This window comes from Cesiribacter sp. SM1 (assembly GCF_020178975.1).
In the GTDB taxonomy this organism is placed as follows: domain Bacteria; phylum Bacteroidota; class Bacteroidia; order Cytophagales; family Cyclobacteriaceae; genus Cesiribacter.
Genome location: NZ_JAHXBU010000092.1, coordinates 147,230 through 165,093, shown reverse-complemented (window position 1 = coordinate 165,093; position 17,864 = coordinate 147,230). Strand labels below are relative to the sequence as shown.

Sequence of the window (17,864 nt, the reverse complement as noted above, 5' to 3'; positions counted from 1 at the left end):
ACACGATTGCAGGTGTTTTCAAAGATATGCTCCTCCTGAAGGCTTACTATCCTGTTCTGTCCTGAAAATACAGATTTAGGTAAATTATATTCCTGCTCTATATATTTATAGTTAAAGATCCAAAGAACTACTGTTGCTGTTTCCAATGCGGGACAGGGCAGGACAGGTGTAGTACACACACTTTATATATTGAGCCCTGTAACATCAGCCTGATGGATTCAGGCCTATAGAACATCCATCAATGCCAGCACCAAAACACCTCTTACTGCTTTTACTATTGCTAAGTCTTCAGGCTTTTGCACAGCCAGCAAACGAGCGCCAGCTACAGTACCTCTCCGGTACCGATCATAAAAACACAGTGCCATGGGAGTTTTTCTGCACCGGTGGTCGTAATAGTGGTTACTGGACCACCATCCAGGTGCCTTCGCACTGGGAGCAACAGGGCTTTGGTACCTACAACTATGGTCGTGATTATGTAACCTACGGCAAAAACTTTCGATTTGCCGACGAAAAGGGGCTGTATAAACACCGCTTTACGGTACCTAAAAGCTGGAAAGGTAAAGAAGTGTACCTGGTTTTTGAGGGCTCCATGACAGATACGGAAGTGAAGATCAATGAGAAACCAGCCGGTCCTATTCACCAGGGTGCATTCTACCGGTTTAAGTACAACATCAGTGATAAACTGATTGTTGGTGGTGAAAATCTGCTGGAGGTAACGGTAAGTAAAATGTCATCCGAACCTACCGTTAACAATGCAGAGCGCCTGGCCGATTACTGGGTGTTAGGGGGAATTTTCCGTCCGGTTTACCTGGAGGCCTATCCGCAAACGCATATTAGCCACACTGCAATCGATGCCAGGGCTGACGGAAGCTTTTCTGTGAACGTGCACCTGCAAAATCCACAGCAAAAGCAGGAGGTAATAGCGGAGATCACTGATGCCGCAGGCAGGGTAGTTGGCAGGAGCACTGCCAGGCTATCATCAGCAGACACCCTGGTAAATTTAAAAGCCACAGTGCAGTCGCCCAAGCTGTGGTCGGCAGAAGCACCTAACCTCTACAAGCTAACTGCTTATATCAGGGAAGGCAGCAAAACAGTATACCAGACTTCAGATAAGTTCGGCTTCCGTACCATTGAGATCAGAAAAGGAGATGGTATATACCTGAATGGGCAGCAGATAAAAATGAAGGGCGTGAACCGCCATGTGTGGTGGCCGGAAACCGGCCGTTCGGTAAGTAAGGAAATTGACCTGATGGATGTGCAGCTGATGAAGGAAATGAATATGAATGCTGTTAGGTGTGCACACTACCCGCCAGACAAAAGCTTTCTTAGCCTTTGCGATTCACTGGGGCTCTATGTGCTGGATGAACTGGCCGGCTGGCAAACCGCCTATGGTACAGAGGCAGGGGCAAAACTGGTGCGAGAAATGGTAATCCGTGATGCCAATCATCCTTCCGTAATCTTCTGGAGCAACGGCAATGAAGGAGGCCACAACCACGAACTTTCGGATGACTATGCCCTTTACGACCACTCCAACAGGCCTGTGATCCATGCCCACCACAGGCCGGGCAATGCCTACAATGGCATAGACTGCAACCATTACGAAGACTACTACAGCAGCCAGAGAATTCTCAGTGATTCGCTCATTTACATGCCAACAGAGTTTCTGCATGCCCAGAACGATGGAGGCGGGGGTACTTCCCTGCACGACTTCTGGGAGCTGCACTGGAATGCCAAACGCTCCGGGGGTGGTTTCCTTTGGGCGCTGGTAGATGAAGGTCTGGTACGTACCGATATGAATGGGGTAATAGACGTAAATGGCGTAAATGCTCCTGATGGTCTGCTCGGCCCGCACCGTGAAAAAGAAGGCAGCTTCTGGGCTGTTCGTGAAGTGTTTTCGCCAGTTAAGATCTCTATGCAGGAGCTGCCAGCCCAGTTTAACGGTGCGATTGAAGTTGAAAACCGCTATCATTTTACAGGGCTCGACCAGTGCATGTTTCAGTGGGAGCTGGCCAACTACCGGAAGCCCGGAGAGGTATTTGCCGGCTATAATATCCTGAAGAAAGGAAAGGGAGCAGGCCCGGCCATTGCTGCAGGTGCTACAGGAAGCCTTCAGCTAAACCTCCCCGCCGACTGGAAAGCCCATGACCTGCTGCTGCTTTCTGCCTATGATCCGGCCGGGAAGCTGGTTTATACCTGGTCATGGAATATTAAATCTAACCAGGAGCTGCTGAAGGGCATTGTAACAACGGAAAGTAAAAAAGCAGCAGAACTGGCTGAAACAGATTCAACTATTACCTTATCAGGAGGTGAGATATCAGTTGTGTTCAACAAAAAGGATGGTAAGATCCAGGCACTTAAAAATAAATCAAGCTACCCGCTTTCTTTTGGCGATGGCCCTGTTCTGGTTGGTGGTAACGCCCAGGTAACAGGGGTAAAGCAATACAGGGAAGGGGATAGCCAGGTGGTGGAATTCAGCTATAGCGGCGACATGAAGTATGCCCGCTGGAAAATGTGGGGCAGTGGCTGGCTGGGGCTGGAGTATGAATACAAACTGGAGGGTGAGCACCCGTTTAGCGGCATCAGCTTTACCTATCCCGAAAATTTTGTAATAGGCGCCAAATGGTTAGGTAAAGGTCCTTATCGGGTCTGGAAAAACAGAATGCAGGGGGTATTGCATAATGTATGGGAAAACCTGTACAACGATACCCAAACCGGCAGCTCTCCCTGGATATACCCCGAGTTCAAAGGCTATTTTGCTGATGTTACCTGGATGGAATTCAATACCGTAGAAGGAAAGTTCCTGGTAGCCAGCCCGGATGAAAACCTCTTTGTACGCCGCTTTGATTTCTGGGGTCTGCCCGGAATCAAAGCGCATCCGGAGCTGCCTGCGGGTAACATCTCCTTCCTGGATAATATACCGCCACTGGGTACCAAACTGGCGCTTAGGATTAGCGCCAACACCAAAGCACTTGGCCCAGCAGGTGAACTCAACCGGCTGAAAGGTCCCATCAAGCGCACACTATATTTCTATTTCGGACTTCAGCAAACCGAGAATACCTCGCCGGTACAATACAACCTGCCGGTAAAAAACGAATTATTCTGATCTGAAAGATCAGTAGCAGAGATTCCTTTAGTTTACAGAATCATCAAAGAATCCCTCGCCTCTGGCGGGGAATTCTTTTTTCAAATCAGTACGCAGGTTTAGCCTCAAATACTTAATTTGATTATATCTAACCCGGAACTATGATAAAGAGATACACAGCCACTATCATCCTGTTCATCTGCCTTACCACTGTAGCATTTGAGACTAAAAAAGAGGTGACCATTTTTCTGGCAGGGGATTCTACCATGCAGACCTATAAAGAAGAGGAGACCCCTATGCGTGGATGGGGACAGTATTTTCAGGAGTTGTTTTGCAGCGACGTACGCGTGGTGAACAAAGCAATTGGCGGCAGAAGCACCAAATCATTTATTGCAGAAGGCCGCTGGCAGTCGCTGCTGGAAGAGGTGGAGAAAGGGGATTGGGTTTTCGTCCAGTTTGGGCATAATGATGGATCAAACAAACCGGAGCGTTACACCTCACCTGAAGATTATGAGCGAAACCTGATCCTTTTTGTAGAGGAAGTAAGAGAAAAGAAAGCAAACCCTGTACTGCTGACCTCGATCAGCATGCGCCGCTTTGATAGTACCGGTCATGTGGTGAATGGACTGGGTGTATACCCTGACCTCACCCGCCTGGTTGCCCGCAAATTGCGGGTACCCCTTATTGACCTGAATGCAGCCACCAGCAAGTACATCGCTGATTTAGGGGAAGAAGCCTCCAAACAGTCCTTTATGTGGCTGGAACCGGGCGAGCACCCCAAATACCCCGATGGCCTGCAGGATAACACCCATTTGCGTGAACCCGGTGCCCGTGAAGTTGCCCGTCTGGCTGCAGAAGGCATCATGCAACTAAAGCTGAAACCACTCACCAACTGCCTAAAGAAATAGCTGAGTAACTAATATTCCATGGGTCAGCAAGATTGACTTTGATCGATAGGACTTTCATGCCTGCAGCTTCACATCGTTCATTCCCGGCAAACAACATTTTAGCTGTCTAAAAAAAGAAATAGACCATTTCTTTCTCTGCAACAGGACAGTACAGGATAGAGAAAGAATAATGCTTCAATAACTTGGATACAATCGATTGCGCTTCCGCATTCGTTACTATAAATCGTTATGGAGCAGCTTTAAATTACCTTATAGAACAATTATCTTATTCCGGAACAGCAACTCCTGCAGCTGTTGTTTATGGGAAAAGTTATAAGTAAGCAGAGGAGCCAAAGGAGTCAATTTCTTAGGCACCAGGGGATTTTTATGCCCTCATCTTCCTTTCGCCGGCTGATTTTTTTGGGACTGCCTCAAGCATTAAAAAATGCAGGCAAGCCTATGGGCCTTGTACCTCCACATACAAAATACCAGCTTTTTTTACCGCTATTCATTATATTCAATGAAGGAACATTTACAAACAACATCATTACTTAATCCTGAATATGGCAGCAACTTATGCAGCCACGCTCACAGGAGTAGTAAAGGAGCAACAAAGCTAATCCCGCCCTTGAACAACAGGCTTTACCTCTTTTTTGCAGTTTTACTGATACTGCCAGCCACGGCACTAGCACAACGCACCATGGAGAGCCTGGGCAGGGGAGTGGTTGCCGTTCGTACCAGCCCTTCTGAAGTGTTCGTTAGCTGGCGTGTTTTAGGAACAGACCCCGCAGATATTGCCTTTAACCTCTACAGGGGTGAAACAAAACTGAATAGTGCTCCCATTACAGCTGCTACCAACTATGTTGATCAAACAACAGCGAATGAAAGCTACAGCGTACGTCCGGTAATAAACAACACAGAAGAGGCTGCTTCTGCGGCTGCAGCTGTGTGGACGAACTCCCACCTAAGCCTTCCCCTGCAGCGGCCTGCTGGTGGTACCACACCAGATGGTGTAAGTTACACCTACAGCCCCAACGACTGCAGTGTGGGCGATCTGGATGGTGACGGTGAATATGAAATAATTGTAAAATGGGATCCTTCCAATGCGAAAGACAACTCACAGGCGGGCTTCACCGGTAATGTTTACCTGGATGCCTATAAACTGAACGGTACACATCTGTGGCGCATCGACCTGGGTAAAAACATACGAGCGGGTGCTCACTACAGCCAGTTTATTGTGTATGATCTGGATGGTGATGGTAAGGCAGAGCTGGCAGTAAAAACAGCTGACGGTACCAAAGATGGTGCGGGTACTGTAATAGGCAATCCGGAAGTAGATTACCGAAATGATGGCGGGTACATCCTGCACGGCCCGGAATACCTGACCATTTTCAATGGTGAAACGGGCGCTGCCATGGCTACTACAGATTATATACCCGCCAGGGGTAATGTACCTGGCTGGGGCGACGACTACGGCAACCGGGTAGATCGATTTCTGGCAGGTGTAGGTTATTTCGATGGTCAACGCCCAAGCCTGCTGATGGCGCGCGGTTATTACACCAGGGCAGTATTGGTGGCCTGGGACTGGCGCAATGGTCAGCTTACCCAACGCTGGATGTTCGATTCTAATGCAGACGGCAATAGTGCCTATGCCAGCCAGGGAAACCACAGCTTAAGCATCAATGATGTGGATGGCGATGGTAAAGATGAAGTTATGTATGGCTCTATGGCTGTTGATGATAATGGCACCGGCTTATACAGCACCGGCCTGGGCCATGGTGATGCACAGCATGTAGGAGATTTTGATCCTGATAGACCAGGTCTTGAGTCCTGGACAGCACATGAATCGCCGGCGCAATACCAGGGGAATGGCCTTTGGATGCGAGATGCCCGCACTGGTGAGCAGCTATGGGGTGTTCCTTCCGATAGGGATGTAGGTCGTGCCATGACGGCTGATATTGATCCCCGCTACAAAGGCTATGAGGCATGGGGTGCTGCAGGTGCACTATACGATGTGAAGGGTCAGCAGATTTCTGCCACCAGGCCCGGCAGCATGAATTTTGGTAGCTGGTGGGATGGCGATCTGCAACGCGAGCTCCTGGATGGTACCACCATTGATAGATGGAACTACACCAGCAGTACGCAGGAGCGGTTATTATCAGCCCATGATTTTGGGGCAGAAAGAAACAATGGAACCAAAGCCAACCCTGGTTTAAGTGCAGATATCCTGGGCGACTGGCGCGAGGAGGTGGTTTACCGGCACAGCAACAACAGTGAGCTGCTGATTTTCACCACCACCATTCCCACCACGCACCGCTTCTACACCTTTATGCACGATCCGCAGTATAGGGTATCGGTAGCATGGCAGAATGTTGCCTACAACCAACCACCCCACACCAGCTTTTATGTGGGCGAAGAAATGGCTCCACCCCCCACACCCTCTATTACACTGGCAGATAATACAGGTCCGGCTACACCAGCTATCTTCCTGACTGCCGGTGCAGGAGATGGCAAAGTGTTCCTGGGCTGGTCAACGCTCAACTATACGCTTGCCCGACTGGAGGTTTATAGGGATACAGACCCCAATCCATCAGGCCGTGTGCGTGTTGCCTCCCTATCAGGCACTGTAAAAGCTCATGTAGATGAAGGTCTTACGAATGGCACTACTTATTACTACTGGATCAAGGGATATGACGCTAATGGCGTGGTTGTAAACTCAGCAGCAGCTAGTGCAACTCCGGAGGGGGTATCGCTACCACCGCCACCGGCTATTGTAGAACTTGCAGCCACCGCTGGCGATGGGCAGGTAGATCTTGTCTGGTCTATTCAGCATGTGAATATTCAGCAGATAGAAATTTTTCGCGATACAGACTCAAATCCCAGTGGCAGGGGCAGGGTTGGCATTGTTAATGCCGCTGCCACCAGCTTTACCGATCCTACGGTTACCAACGGAACAACCTACTGGTACTGGCTCAAAGTGATTGATGTAGATGGCAAAGCACATGGATCTGATGGGGTAGAAGTAACTCCGGAAGGCACCACCCCACCACCTCCTCCTAAAACTGTTGTGCTTACTGCCTCTGGAGGCGACAGGTACATAGACCTCAGCTGGACGGTAGAAAACATTGAAGATATCACAGCATTGGAAGTATTTCGGGATACAGATGCTAACCCATCCGGCAGAACAAGGATAGCCTCTCTAAGGGATAGCGACAGAAGTTATTCTGATACGGATGTTGTAAATGGTACTACCTACTGGTACTGGATTAAAATAACAGATCCTGTTGCTATTACAAACTCAAACGGAGCTGAAGCTACGCCTGTACCACTCGATGGCACCTACACCATCACAGCCCTGCATAGTGCACTGGTGCTTGATGTAAACAAGGGCTGCACTGCTAACAGTGGCAACAGCAACCTGGTACAGCAGGCGGGAAACAATAGCACACAACAGCAATGGCAGCTAAGCAGCATGGGTGATGGTTACTATAGCATCACCAATATGGCCTGCGAACAGGCATTGGGTGTGAAAGCACAATCTGCCAATGCCGAGGGCGCCAACATCCTTCAGTGGTCCAATAGTGGAGGTGCTAACCAGCAATGGGCATTTGTGAGGCTAGAAAATGGCTTCTATAACATAGTTAACAGAGCTACCGGATTATCGGTAAGCGTAGAAGATGCCTCTACAGCAAGTGGCGCAAATGTAAAGCAGTTTAGCTATGCCAGTGGTGCGCATCAGCAATTCAGCCTTACACCTGTAAGTGCGGCAGCGCGTATTGCTTTTACAGCCGAAACACATTCCAGCCAACAACATACCAATACAACAGTATATCCAAACCCTGCTACCACAAATTTTTCAATCCGCAGGCAGGGTATTTTTGCCTATGCCATCATAGATCAGCTGGGCCGTGTTGTACTGCAGGGTAAGGCCGAAGATGAACTATCAACGGGCACAAATCTGCAGCCTGGCTTTTACATCATCAACATAAACGCAGAAGGCAGTAAGGAGCAGTATAAGCTCATTAAAAACTGATCGTGATTTTTTGAAAGCCTAGCATTACCATGAATAGCAGTAATAATATCCTCATAATCAATGCTGTAAAGAGCCTGTGCATTTTGTGCAGGTTCTTTCTTTAGCCGATTTGATCGATATTATAAAACAGCTATGGTTATATCTGTTAGCCTGCAAAGCAGGACAGATACTCTGCCTGAATTTATTATTTTGTACCCTTACTTAAGTATCAGAAAAGCAGTATAAGCGTGAAATCCCGAAAATTACAATTAGCCACAGGCATCATTTTTTTTCTGTCATTCTTCAGCCTGTCTCTTTTTGCCGATGTAAAACTGCCTGCACTTTTTGCCGACAACATGGTGCTCCAGCAGCAGAAGGCAGTAGCACTCTGGGGCTGGGCATCGCCAGGAGAAACAGTCGTGATCCAGGGAAGCTGGAATCCTGCGGAGACGGTAACAGTTACTGCAGATAGCGAGGGCAACTGGAAAACAAACATTAAAACAGCTAAAGCAGGAGGGCTCTACACCCTTACTTTTAAAGGTAATAACACTATCATCATCAATGAGGTACTGCTGGGAGAGGTTTGGTTATGCTCAGGCCAGAGTAATATGCATTTTCCTGTGGCGCCTATAGAAAACTCTGGCTGGGCTACCGGTGTGGTTAATTATGAGCAGGAAATCTCCGGTGCTACCTATCCGGCTATCCGTATGTTTACCGTAGCCCGTAAGGTGGCAGATACCCCACAACAAGATGTGGAAGGCAGCTGGGAGGTGAGTAGCCCCCAAACGGTAGGAGATTTTTCGGCTGTGGCCTATTTTTTTGCCAGGGAGCTCCACCAAAAGACCGGCCTTCCCATTGGCTTGATCAACACCTCCTGGGGTGGCACACCCGCCGAAAGCTGGACCAGAAAAGAAATACTGGAATCAGATGCTGATTTTGTTCCTATCCTGACCCGTTACCAGGAGGCGCTGGAGAAATACCCTGAAGCAATGGAAGCACACAAACTGGCACTGGCCAGCTGGCAAAAAGAAGCAGAAGAAAAACGGAGCAGGGGAGAAAAGCCCGGCGGCGCTCCACGGGAACCTATTGGCCCTAATCATAATAAATCGCCCTACAAGCTATACAATGCCATGATTGCACCCCTGATCCCTTACACGATCAAGGGAGCTATCTGGTACCAGGGGGAATCTAATGCCGACAGAGCCTATCAGTATCGCAAGCTTTTTCCGGCCATGATCAGCAACTGGCGACAGGACTGGAACCAGGAGTTCCCCTTTTACTTTGCACAGATAGCCCCGCATCGCAGCCAGCGTCCGGAAATAAGGGAAGCACAGCTGCTCACCATGCTGTCTGTTCCCAAAACTGGTATGGCTGTACTAACAGATGCCGGCGATTCTCTGGATATTCACCCCCAAAACAAGCAGGTGGTAGGAGAGCGGCTGGCCCTGTGGGCACTGGCAAAAGACTATGGCCAAAAGCTTAGCTACAGTGGTCCCGTTTATAAATCCATGAAGGTGAAGAAGGATAAAATAATCCTGAAGTTTAGTCACACAGAGGGAGGTTTGGTTGCTAAGGACGGTGCCCTGAAAGAATTTACCATTGCCGGTGCAGATCAGAATTTTGTACCTGCACAGGCAAGAATTGAAGGAAAGAAGGTGGTAGTCTGGAGCGACAGCATAGCCAATCCGGTAGCGGTTCGCTTTGGCTGGAAACGTATTCCGGCGCCTAACCTGTACAATGGAGCAGGCCTGCCTGCCTCTCCTTTCCGGACAGACGAATGGCAGGGAGAAACCTTTGCCGAAAGGTAAAGGATGGAGCGATATGCAGAGCCACAGGATAGTGCAGGATAGGAGACAGGGCTTTGCATAGTATATTTGATTAGTGGCACCAGCTCCTTAACTGAAATTTGTTCTGGATAAGGAGCAGATCGCATCAACAGCAGTGCATGCCCTTTTTAGTAGCGTATGCAGTTTTTTTTCCTAAAAAGCTCATCTGGCGATAAAAGCCAGGTGTTGCACCCGAAAGGCATTATCCTGATCTTTAAGATATAGCAAAAGCAAGATATGGTTATTCAAAAATCACTATTCTGGGTCTTTTTACTTTTAGGACTGTCAGTAGTAGCATGTGCTACGAAAAGTCCTTCTGCCAGACTTCCTAAAAAGGAGCAAATCCTTAAAACACTCACACTGGCCAATGATTATTTTATGCAGAAATGGCCCGACCCAGGTAAAGAAATAGTAACAAATAAAACCCGCCCCAGTAACATCTGGACCCGCGGGGTGTATTACGAAGGTCTGATGGCACTGCACAGGGCAGATCCGCAGCAACGCTATTACGACTACGCGGTAGAATGGGGCGAAAAGCATAACTGGGGCCTTACAGGAGGTGACCAGATACGCCATGCAGATTATCAGACTGCCGGACAGACCTATATAGAGCTTTACATGATAGATCCCAAGCCAGAGCGGATAAAGTCTATCAAAGCCTCTATCGATAATATGGTGAACAGCGATAAAGCTGATGACTGGGACTGGATTGATGCCATACAAATGGCAATGCCAGCCTTTGCCCAGCTGGGAGTGCTTACCAAAGACCAGCGCTATTACGAAAAGATGTGGGATCTTTACAGCACCACCAGAAATCAGATAGGCGGCAAAGGGCTTTATAACCCGGAAGACGGACTGTGGTGGAGAGATGCGGATTTTGTACCACCCTATGCAGCTCCTAATGGCGAAGACACCTATTGGTCGAGAGGGAATGGCTGGGTTGTGGCTGCATTGGTAAGGGTGCTGGAAATAATTCCGGAAGATGCACCACACCGTGAGCAGTACGAGCAGGATTACCTTGCCATGATGAAGGCCCTGGTTCCCCTACAGCGGGAGGATGGTTTCTGGAATGTAAGCCTGCACGATCCTAATCACTTTGGCGGAAAAGAAACCACCGGTACAGCCCTCTTTGCTTACGGCATGGCCTGGGGTGTAAACAAGGGTATGCTGGATGCAGATACCTATACCCCTGTGATAGCCAAAGCCTGGAATGCCATGACTAAAGATGCTGTTCATCCCAACGGCTTCCTGGGCTATGTGCAGGGGACAGGGAAAGAGCCAAAAGACGGCCAGCCTGTTACCTACACCAGCAAACCTGATTTCGAAGATTACGGCCTTGGTTGCTTTTTGCTTGCCGGTACGGAAATCATGAAGATGAAATAGCAAACAAAGGTGGGAATGATCAATAACTGTATTCTATGCAAGTATAGTCATCTCAAATTCTATAAAATCTTACAATGAACTTGATTCATCCTCAACTTTTGAAAGGCAAGATATTCCTAACAAAAATGGCCTTTGGAGATCTCCAGAGGCCATTTTTGTTAGCAGTGCAGTATTTGCGAACGCTGCGAAACAAATGCGGGGACAGCCCCGCCGCAATATAGCTTTTTGCACGTTGATGTCATGTTGCCGCGTCAGCGGTCCCATTCGTCGTGCCTCCTCGCAAATACTGTTTTCAGAATAGAAATAACGCTCTGGAATATTATCCAGAGCCTTTTCTTTGTATAGCTAGCCCTAAATGAAATATGGGATTATACATGTTTTTTTGATAGATTACTACAGCTAATAGCTGTTCTTATAGTTTCCGGCTGGAGAACTGTACGGAGCTGTCGTTCATTTCGAACTGATTGCCTTTCAGAAAGTGAATCATTTCTGCTCCTGCCAGCAGTACAGGGCCATAGCCATGGGCAGCATAGGGACTAATGGGGCGGTAGTAGTAAAAAGCAGGATCGAAGCCCATACCAGTGCCAACGCAGGTACCTTCCACCTGTCCTTTTTCATTTACTTTGGTAGCCACTGCATTCCAGGCCAGTAACACCATAGGGCCATAGGCCTGCTTATCTACCCAGCCACGGTTAATGGCACGGGCAATAGAGTAAGTATAGATGGCGGTGGCTGAGGTTTCCAGGTAAGAGTTGTTGCGATCAATCAGCTGATGCCAGAAACCTTCACCAGCCTGGTATTGTGCCAGTCCTTTTACATGTGCCCTTAGTTGTGCCAATACGGGCTGATATCCCGGATGATCCTGCGGCAGAACTTCCAGCAGCTCAACCAGTGTCATCAGGGCCCATCCATTGGCCCTTGCCCAGTGAAACTGAGGGTGTGGGTCCATGTCCTGTACCCAGCCGTGCATGTACAAGCCTTTTTCTTTATTGAACATCCGTTCGGAGAACTGCAGCACCTGCTTAACGGCATCATCATAATAAGCACGCTCACCGGTTAGCTTACCCATTTGTGCCAGTGCTGGTACGGCCATAAAGAGGTCGTCGAGCCAGATGGTGTTGGGCAGGGGCCGGTTACGGGCAAGGGTACCATCGGGTAGTCTGAATTCTTTATTGCTGATGTAATCGATGTAGTTATCGATCAGCGGCTTAACATCTGCTTTTACAACCCCATACCTGCTTGCTTTGATCATGGCCGCACACATGGCACCAGCATCATCAAGTGCATGAGGCTGCAGTACCTGGCGCAGCGGCGTTTGCAGATCGGGCTTTTTCTTTATCTCATCACGATAATAAGGAGCCAGGTTAGCAAGAAAATCGAGTCGCTTGCCGGCGTATTCGGTAAAACGCGGATCGCCGGTTGCTTCTCCTGCCTGCAGCATGCCCGCATAGGTAACACCCCATTCATAGCTTGTTAGCCTGAAATCTCCCTGCTCCAGCACAGCATCTGCCCCTGGCTTTTTGTAGTTCTTTATTTCAGCACCGGTTTTGGGATCAATCAGACGGGCAGGTGTACTCGATTCCAGGTAGCCATGCACCCGTGTGAGCACCTGTGTAATGTCCTGGACTGAAGTCTGACCGTAAGGGGTCGGGTAATCGGGCTGCATGGCATGCAGCGGCGTATTGGTATCTGTTAGCTTAGCTGGCTTTGGCTGCGTTTGCCCAAAGGCGTTAGAAACAGTAAAGGCTGCTACAGCCACACATATTCCGTACTTTTTTAAAGCGGGTGGCGATATAAAGTTTTTTTGCCTGATTACATTGCCGATGTAGTTTAGTGCTAAGTTCATATATGCTAAGAGTCTAGTTTCTTTGAAAAAGGCAGTACTAAAAAATAGGATCAGCAATCAAAAAATCTGCCTTGATTATCTTTCTGTTTTATTCTGTTGTGGTCATCAGCGCAGCATTTTTACATGCAGCCTAATACTTTTCAAAATAATTTAATTACAACAGAGTGCTGTCCTGTGCTGTCCGGTATGGCAGGTAGTTATGTATAAAAAAACCTCTCATTTCAGAGAGGTCTGTAGCGATAATAAACGCTTCACATTTTACTCTACCTGTACCTCTACAGGAGCAGCTAACTGTTTTGTAAGATCCTGAACATAGTTCCTGAAATAGGTAGAATCGCTGAACTGCGGATCACTTAGCTCCCAGGCCGATACAGCGTAATAATCCACCGGCTGGTTGTTGCTGACATCCAGCTTTGCTAAATAGGAGGTAGAAAGGGGGCCTTCTTTTGGTGCCTCTATATAACCCTGGTATGCACTTCTGGGGAGAATAAGGGCCAGACCTAACCACCAGTCTTTCTCGTACGTTTGCTTATCATGCGTCATCAGTACCACCCACTCATCATCTACAATAATCTCTTTTAGCGACTGATCGGTGCGGCTGTTTACCAGGCCTACCAGCAGCTTTTCGTTCCCCTGCAGGCCCTCAATCTGCACACTGTTTTTAAATGCATACATTCCGGGCCAGATGCTGGTACGTTCATGCACATTGTAGCTTTGGCTGCCTGCCTGCCAGTTCTGATACTTAAAATCCATGATGGAACGTACTGGTCCTTCTGCAACGATATTGAAAACAGATCTTTCAATGTTGTTAACACTATCATCTACCGTTACTCCAAGCCGTAAAAGACTAACACCTGCCTGCAGGGCAATGCCGCCAATGCCTACAGAATTACCAACTGCGAGCACATCCCGTCCCCATGGTGCCATTACATGATAGTTATCTTCAACAGCTCCTTCGGCATTGATGCCTACATTTTCAGGCGAAATATCTGATGTTCTTTTACCAAAAAGATCTTTGGCATTGCGGCCATCAAAGTAGTGGCGGAAGCCAACTTTGTCGTTCTCCCAGCTGGGGCCATCGGTCTGGTAGGGCTGGTAGCCAATGCTCTTGGGCAGGGCATTGGCATTGAGGGTATCTATGGTTTTAGGCTGAACGGGTGTGTCTTTGGAACTGCGCTTGCCAAAGCGAACACTGGTCCTGGGGGTGTAGGATGGCTGGCTGCTTACCCAATGGAGCATGACTTGCTGCTTTGCTCCCGCAGGCAGGCTGGTTACAAAAAACAGCTCGTCCCATTGCCCGTCTCCATCCAGGTCATCTGTTTGCGAAGCCAGTGTATCACCTGTTTCCGTTACCAGAAGGGGATAAAATTCTCCTTCCGGTATGTTGTTAAGGCTGCTTCTCCCAACAGATACTGCTTTGTCAGCCAGTGCTATATCAGACTTGTTGGTAACAATGAGCGTTTGCTGCTTTTCCTCCTGCGATGGCTGGCAGGAGAGGAGCATTGCTCCCAAATACATCAGGCCGGAGGCGTAAAAACAAGTTTTAGTCATGCGTTAATAATTTATGGCGGCTTGTTTGCCAGCTTTGAAAAACGAGGTAGAAATATTACTGATCAATACAGACAGTTCCAGTTCTGGCTGCTCATAATGAATTTCTTAATTTTAGCCTGAACGGTGCTTCAATATGTTCCTTAGAATTCTCCAGGACAAGGCGTGCAGCGATGGCGCCAAGTTTTCTAAAATCTGTAGAAATAGTGGTGATACCGTTCAGGATAATTCGCTTGAAAGGTGTTTCGTTGTAGGAGATAATGCCTACTTCGCTGCCCACCTTCAGGTTTAATTCAATGGTGCGCTCCACCAGCGGAATCAGGTCATCTTCCATTACATTTATGTAAACCTCACCTTTGCGAATAGGCTCCTCCGATATATCGCTTAGTACCTTCCAGTCGAAATTGTATTTGGTGCAGAACTTCTTAAAGCCCTTTACAATCTCTACGGGGTAATAGCTGTTTTCCGGAAAAATAAGCTTGATGCTCTGGTATTTTCTTAGCTGCTCTCTTGCTTCTTCCAGTGCAGAAAATATGTCCCTTTCAAAATTTTCATAAACCGCAGCGTATTCTCCTTCTATACCTGGCAGCTGCTTATCCAGCAGCACCAGCTTTTCTTTTGGTAGGGCATTGATCAGCTCCGGTGCTTTTTCGCCCCCTTCCAGAAAATGTGGGATGATCACATAGTGGGAGTAATCTTCCTTTTTGTTATTGAGTAGTTTTTTAAAGAGGCTGTAGTCGTTGTTGTAGATGTAAAAATCTATGAGGGCATGATCACCCAAAGCATCGGCAAAGGCATCATAAACAATCTTTTTGTGGGCACTAAGCTTATTAAAGAGCAGAAAAACCTTCAGCGACTGCCTGAAATCGGTATTGGCCACAAAATATCCTTTCCTGGGAAAGGAATTCAGCACCCCCAGCTCTTTTAAATATTTGTAGCCTTTTTCGGCTGTATCCCGCGATACTTCATACTCAAAGCTAATTTCGTTGATGGAGGGCAGCAGTTCATCTTTTTTGAGTATTCCATCTTCAATAGCACTGATGATTGAGTTCGCAAGCTGCAGGTATTTTGGTGTTGCAGAAAGATCATCAATCTGGATGGCATCATAAAAACTCTGAAATTTCATGTCAGGAGAGAAAAAAATGTTCATGCATCTGCGCATAGTTTTTGGCAACTACATCGCGCAATCGATTGCACAAGCTAATTAATATTTCCTAATTTCAAAAGGCAGAACAGGGGCTGAATGGGCTTATTGATTAACTTTTTCTGCTTCTTCGGCTAAAATAAACACATGTAAGCTCCTGGGGCCGTGGGCGCCAAGCACCAGTGACTGTTCAATATCGGCAGTTTTGGAGGGGCCGGCAATAAAGACACCATAGCCGTAGTCTCTATCACCAATCAGATCATAGGCCTGGTGCATGCTTGCTACAATTTGTTTCTGATGAATGACAATGGCCAGGTGCTGGCAGATAAAGGGGAGTACCCGGGTTCCCATTCCATTTTCTTCTATCCAGATGGCGCTGTTTTCCGCCACAGCAAATTGCCCCTTCAGGATAGCCAGATCCACTGCCTCCAGCGCGTGTGGATCTTCCGTAAGGTTCTGCTGCTGATCTGCAAAAAGCCCTGCTTCCCCGATCCTGGAGACTACTTGTTTAAGGGAAGGGAACTGTTCTTTCAGAATTACTTCGATCTGCCCATAATCCTTTACCCTATGCACACTGCTGCCAATGCTGATGGCTGTTTTGCTAAACTTTTCCTCCAGATCCAGGCCTGCTGCAGATACAAGCGGTAGCTCGGGCAGAGGGGAGCGTGCTGGTTTGTTTTTAGTAAGGGTAGATAGGATATAGTTTCTGCTGCTACTCATCTTTTTTCCTGTTTTTGCGGTACCATTCTTCAAAAGAGCTGGTGGGCACCTTAGGCATTTCTCTTTGTTTGTACCAGGGGTTTAGCCGGTGGTTAAGGGCAAAAGGAGCCAGGCTCATCACCTTTCTGCCAGCTTTACCAGACAGCTTGAAAAGGGCGGGAGAAGAGAGCACTACCTTCATGGCCTGCATGCTTAGCTGTTTGCCCTTGTCAACATGCCCTTCCTGCACCAGCACCTGGCGCCATTGGTACAGCTGCTCATGGATGTTGATCTTTACCGGGCACACATGGGTGCAGGAACCACAAAGGGTAGAGGCAAAGGGCAGGTCTGCAAACTGCTTTCTATCCATATTTGGCGCCAGAATAGAACCTATAGGTCCTGCAATAGCCGTATGATAGCTATGGCCGCCGCTTCGGCGGTATACCGGGCAGGTGTTCATGCAGGCGCCGCAGCGAATGCACTTCAAAGAGTTTCTGAAGCTTTCTTCCCCCAGCCGGCTGCTCCTGCCGTTATCGACCAGCACCAGGTGCATTTCCTGTCCCTTTCTTGGCTTTTTAAAATGGCTGGAGTAGGTGGTGATGGGCTGCCCTGTGGCACTGCGGGCCAGCAATCTTAAAAACACCCCCAGGTGCTCCCGTTTAGGAATGATTTTCTCAATACCCATACAGGCAATATGTACGTCTGCCAGGTGTGCGCCCATGTCGGCATTGCCTTCGTTGGTACACACCACAAATTCACCTGTTTCGGCAATGGCAAAGTTTACGCCGGTCAGGGCTATTTTCCTGCTCAGGAATACCTCCCGCAGGTGCTGACGGGCTGTTTCGGTAAGCACCTTTGCATCTTTTTCGCCTTTGGCAGAGCCCAGGTGGCGGTGAAAAAGCTCGCCTACTTCTTCTTTCTTTTTATGGATGGCCGGTAGTACAATATGGCTGGGCGGTTCTTCCGCCAGTTGCACTATGCGTTCTCCAAGGTCAGAATCTATGATTTCCACTCCCTGCTGCTGGAGGTAGTCGTTCAGGTGACATTCTTCGGTGAGCATGGACTTGCTCTTAACCGCCCGCTCCACGCCATGCTTCTGGAAGATTGAATATACAATGGCATTATGTTCAGCAGCATCTTTGGCCCAGTGCACCTGAATACCGTTTTCCAATGCCCTTGCTTCAAATTCCATCAGGTAGTCATCCAGGCGGGAGAGTACATTTTCTTTGATCTTTGAGGCAGTTTCACGCAGTATTTCCCAGTCTTCCACACCCCTGGCTGCATTATCACGCTTCTGGCGTACAAACCAGAGGGTGTCGTCGTGCCAGGCAACTCTTTCCGGTGCCTTGTTGAACTGTTCTGCTAAATCTGCATGTGTTTTATGGCTGCTCATGCGCTGGTGTTGGTGCTGTACTTTGCTAATGTCTAAAGATTGTT

At 48.2% G+C, this 17,864-nt stretch carries 10 protein-coding genes; 5 read left to right on the top strand and 5 right to left on the bottom strand.

Going from position 1 to position 17,864, the window contains the following annotated elements; translation table 11 throughout:
• Positions 1-241 precede the first annotated feature (241 nt).
• The 5 genes from KWJ01_RS20505 (at position 242) to KWJ01_RS20480 (ending at position 11,190) form a co-directional block, all read left to right on the top strand.
• Positions 242-3,103, top strand: coding sequence for a glycoside hydrolase family 2 protein (locus tag KWJ01_RS20505; RefSeq protein ID WP_224998982.1), 2,862 nt, complete (start codon positions 242-244; stop codon positions 3,101-3,103).
• Between the two features lie 140 nt (positions 3,104-3,243).
• Entirely contained in the window at positions 3,244-3,990 is a 747-nt protein-coding gene (locus tag KWJ01_RS20500; protein WP_224998981.1) for a rhamnogalacturonan acetylesterase, read from the top strand.
• A gap of 607 nt (positions 3,991-4,597) precedes the next feature.
• The gene (locus KWJ01_RS28140; protein WP_304502774.1) at positions 4,598-8,002 is read left to right on the top strand and encodes an RICIN domain-containing protein; all 3,405 of its coding nucleotides are present in this window, start codon (positions 4,598-4,600) and stop codon (positions 8,000-8,002) included.
• 227 nt (positions 8,003-8,229) lie between these two features.
• A complete protein-coding gene (locus KWJ01_RS20485) occupies positions 8,230-9,789 on the top strand; it encodes a sialate O-acetylesterase (RefSeq protein WP_224998980.1) in 1,560 nt (519 codons plus the stop codon).
• A gap of 255 nt (positions 9,790-10,044) precedes the next feature.
• Positions 10,045-11,190 (top strand): glycoside hydrolase family 88 protein, encoded by a 1,146-nt coding sequence (locus tag KWJ01_RS20480; RefSeq protein ID WP_224998979.1) that lies wholly within the window; start codon positions 10,045-10,047, stop codon positions 11,188-11,190.
• A gap of 412 nt (positions 11,191-11,602) precedes the next feature.
• On the opposite strand, the gene KWJ01_RS20475 is transcribed toward KWJ01_RS20480, so the two are convergent.
• From KWJ01_RS20475 to KWJ01_RS20455, 5 genes are all read right to left on the bottom strand, one after another.
• On the bottom strand, positions 11,603-13,036 hold the full coding sequence (locus KWJ01_RS20475; protein WP_224998978.1) for a glycoside hydrolase family 105 protein: 1,434 nt from the start codon (positions 13,034-13,036) through the stop codon (positions 11,603-11,605).
• Positions 13,037-13,294: 258 nt separating this feature from the next.
• Complete coding sequence (locus tag KWJ01_RS20470; RefSeq protein ID WP_224998977.1) at positions 13,295-14,587, bottom strand: DUF4861 domain-containing protein; 1,293 nt, start codon at positions 14,585-14,587, stop codon at positions 13,295-13,297.
• A 91-nt stretch (positions 14,588-14,678) separates the two neighbouring features.
• Positions 14,679-15,710 carry a GntR family transcriptional regulator gene (locus KWJ01_RS20465; RefSeq protein ID WP_224998976.1) on the bottom strand — a complete coding sequence of 344 codons (1,032 nt, stop codon included), beginning with the start codon at positions 15,708-15,710 and terminating at the stop codon, positions 14,679-14,681.
• Positions 15,711-15,833: 123 nt separating this feature from the next.
• On the bottom strand, positions 15,834-16,448 hold the full coding sequence (locus KWJ01_RS20460; protein ID WP_224998975.1) for an LUD domain-containing protein: 615 nt from the start codon (positions 16,446-16,448) through the stop codon (positions 15,834-15,836).
• The gene (locus tag KWJ01_RS20455; protein ID WP_224998974.1) at positions 16,441-17,820 is read right to left on the bottom strand and encodes a lactate utilization protein B; all 1,380 of its coding nucleotides are present in this window, start codon (positions 17,818-17,820) and stop codon (positions 16,441-16,443) included. Before KWJ01_RS20455 ends, KWJ01_RS20460 begins: the two co-directional genes overlap by 8 nt.
• Positions 17,821-17,864 lie beyond the last annotated feature (44 nt).

What these genes read in the sequence shown, in the direction of transcription:
- KWJ01_RS20455 (WP_224998974.1), bottom strand. Translation starts at nt 17,820, where the DNA reads ATGAGCAGCCATAAAACACATGCAGATTTAGCAGAACAGTTCAACAAG.
- KWJ01_RS20475 (WP_224998978.1), bottom strand. Translation starts at nt 13,036, where the DNA reads ATGAACTTAGCACTAAACTACATCGGCAATGTAATCAGGCAAAAAAAC.
- KWJ01_RS20480 (WP_224998979.1), top strand. Translation starts at nt 10,045, where the DNA reads ATGGTTATTCAAAAATCACTATTCTGGGTCTTTTTACTTTTAGGACTG.
- KWJ01_RS20500 (WP_224998981.1), top strand. Translation starts at nt 3,244, where the DNA reads ATGATAAAGAGATACACAGCCACTATCATCCTGTTCATCTGCCTTACC.
- KWJ01_RS20465 (WP_224998976.1), bottom strand. Translation starts at nt 15,710, where the DNA reads ATGAAATTTCAGAGTTTTTATGATGCCATCCAGATTGATGATCTTTCT.
- KWJ01_RS20505 (WP_224998982.1), top strand. Translation starts at nt 242, where the DNA reads ATGCCAGCACCAAAACACCTCTTACTGCTTTTACTATTGCTAAGTCTT.
- KWJ01_RS20470 (WP_224998977.1), bottom strand. Translation starts at nt 14,587, where the DNA reads ATGACTAAAACTTGTTTTTACGCCTCCGGCCTGATGTATTTGGGAGCA.
- KWJ01_RS20460 (WP_224998975.1), bottom strand. Translation starts at nt 16,448, where the DNA reads ATGAGTAGCAGCAGAAACTATATCCTATCTACCCTTACTAAAAACAAA.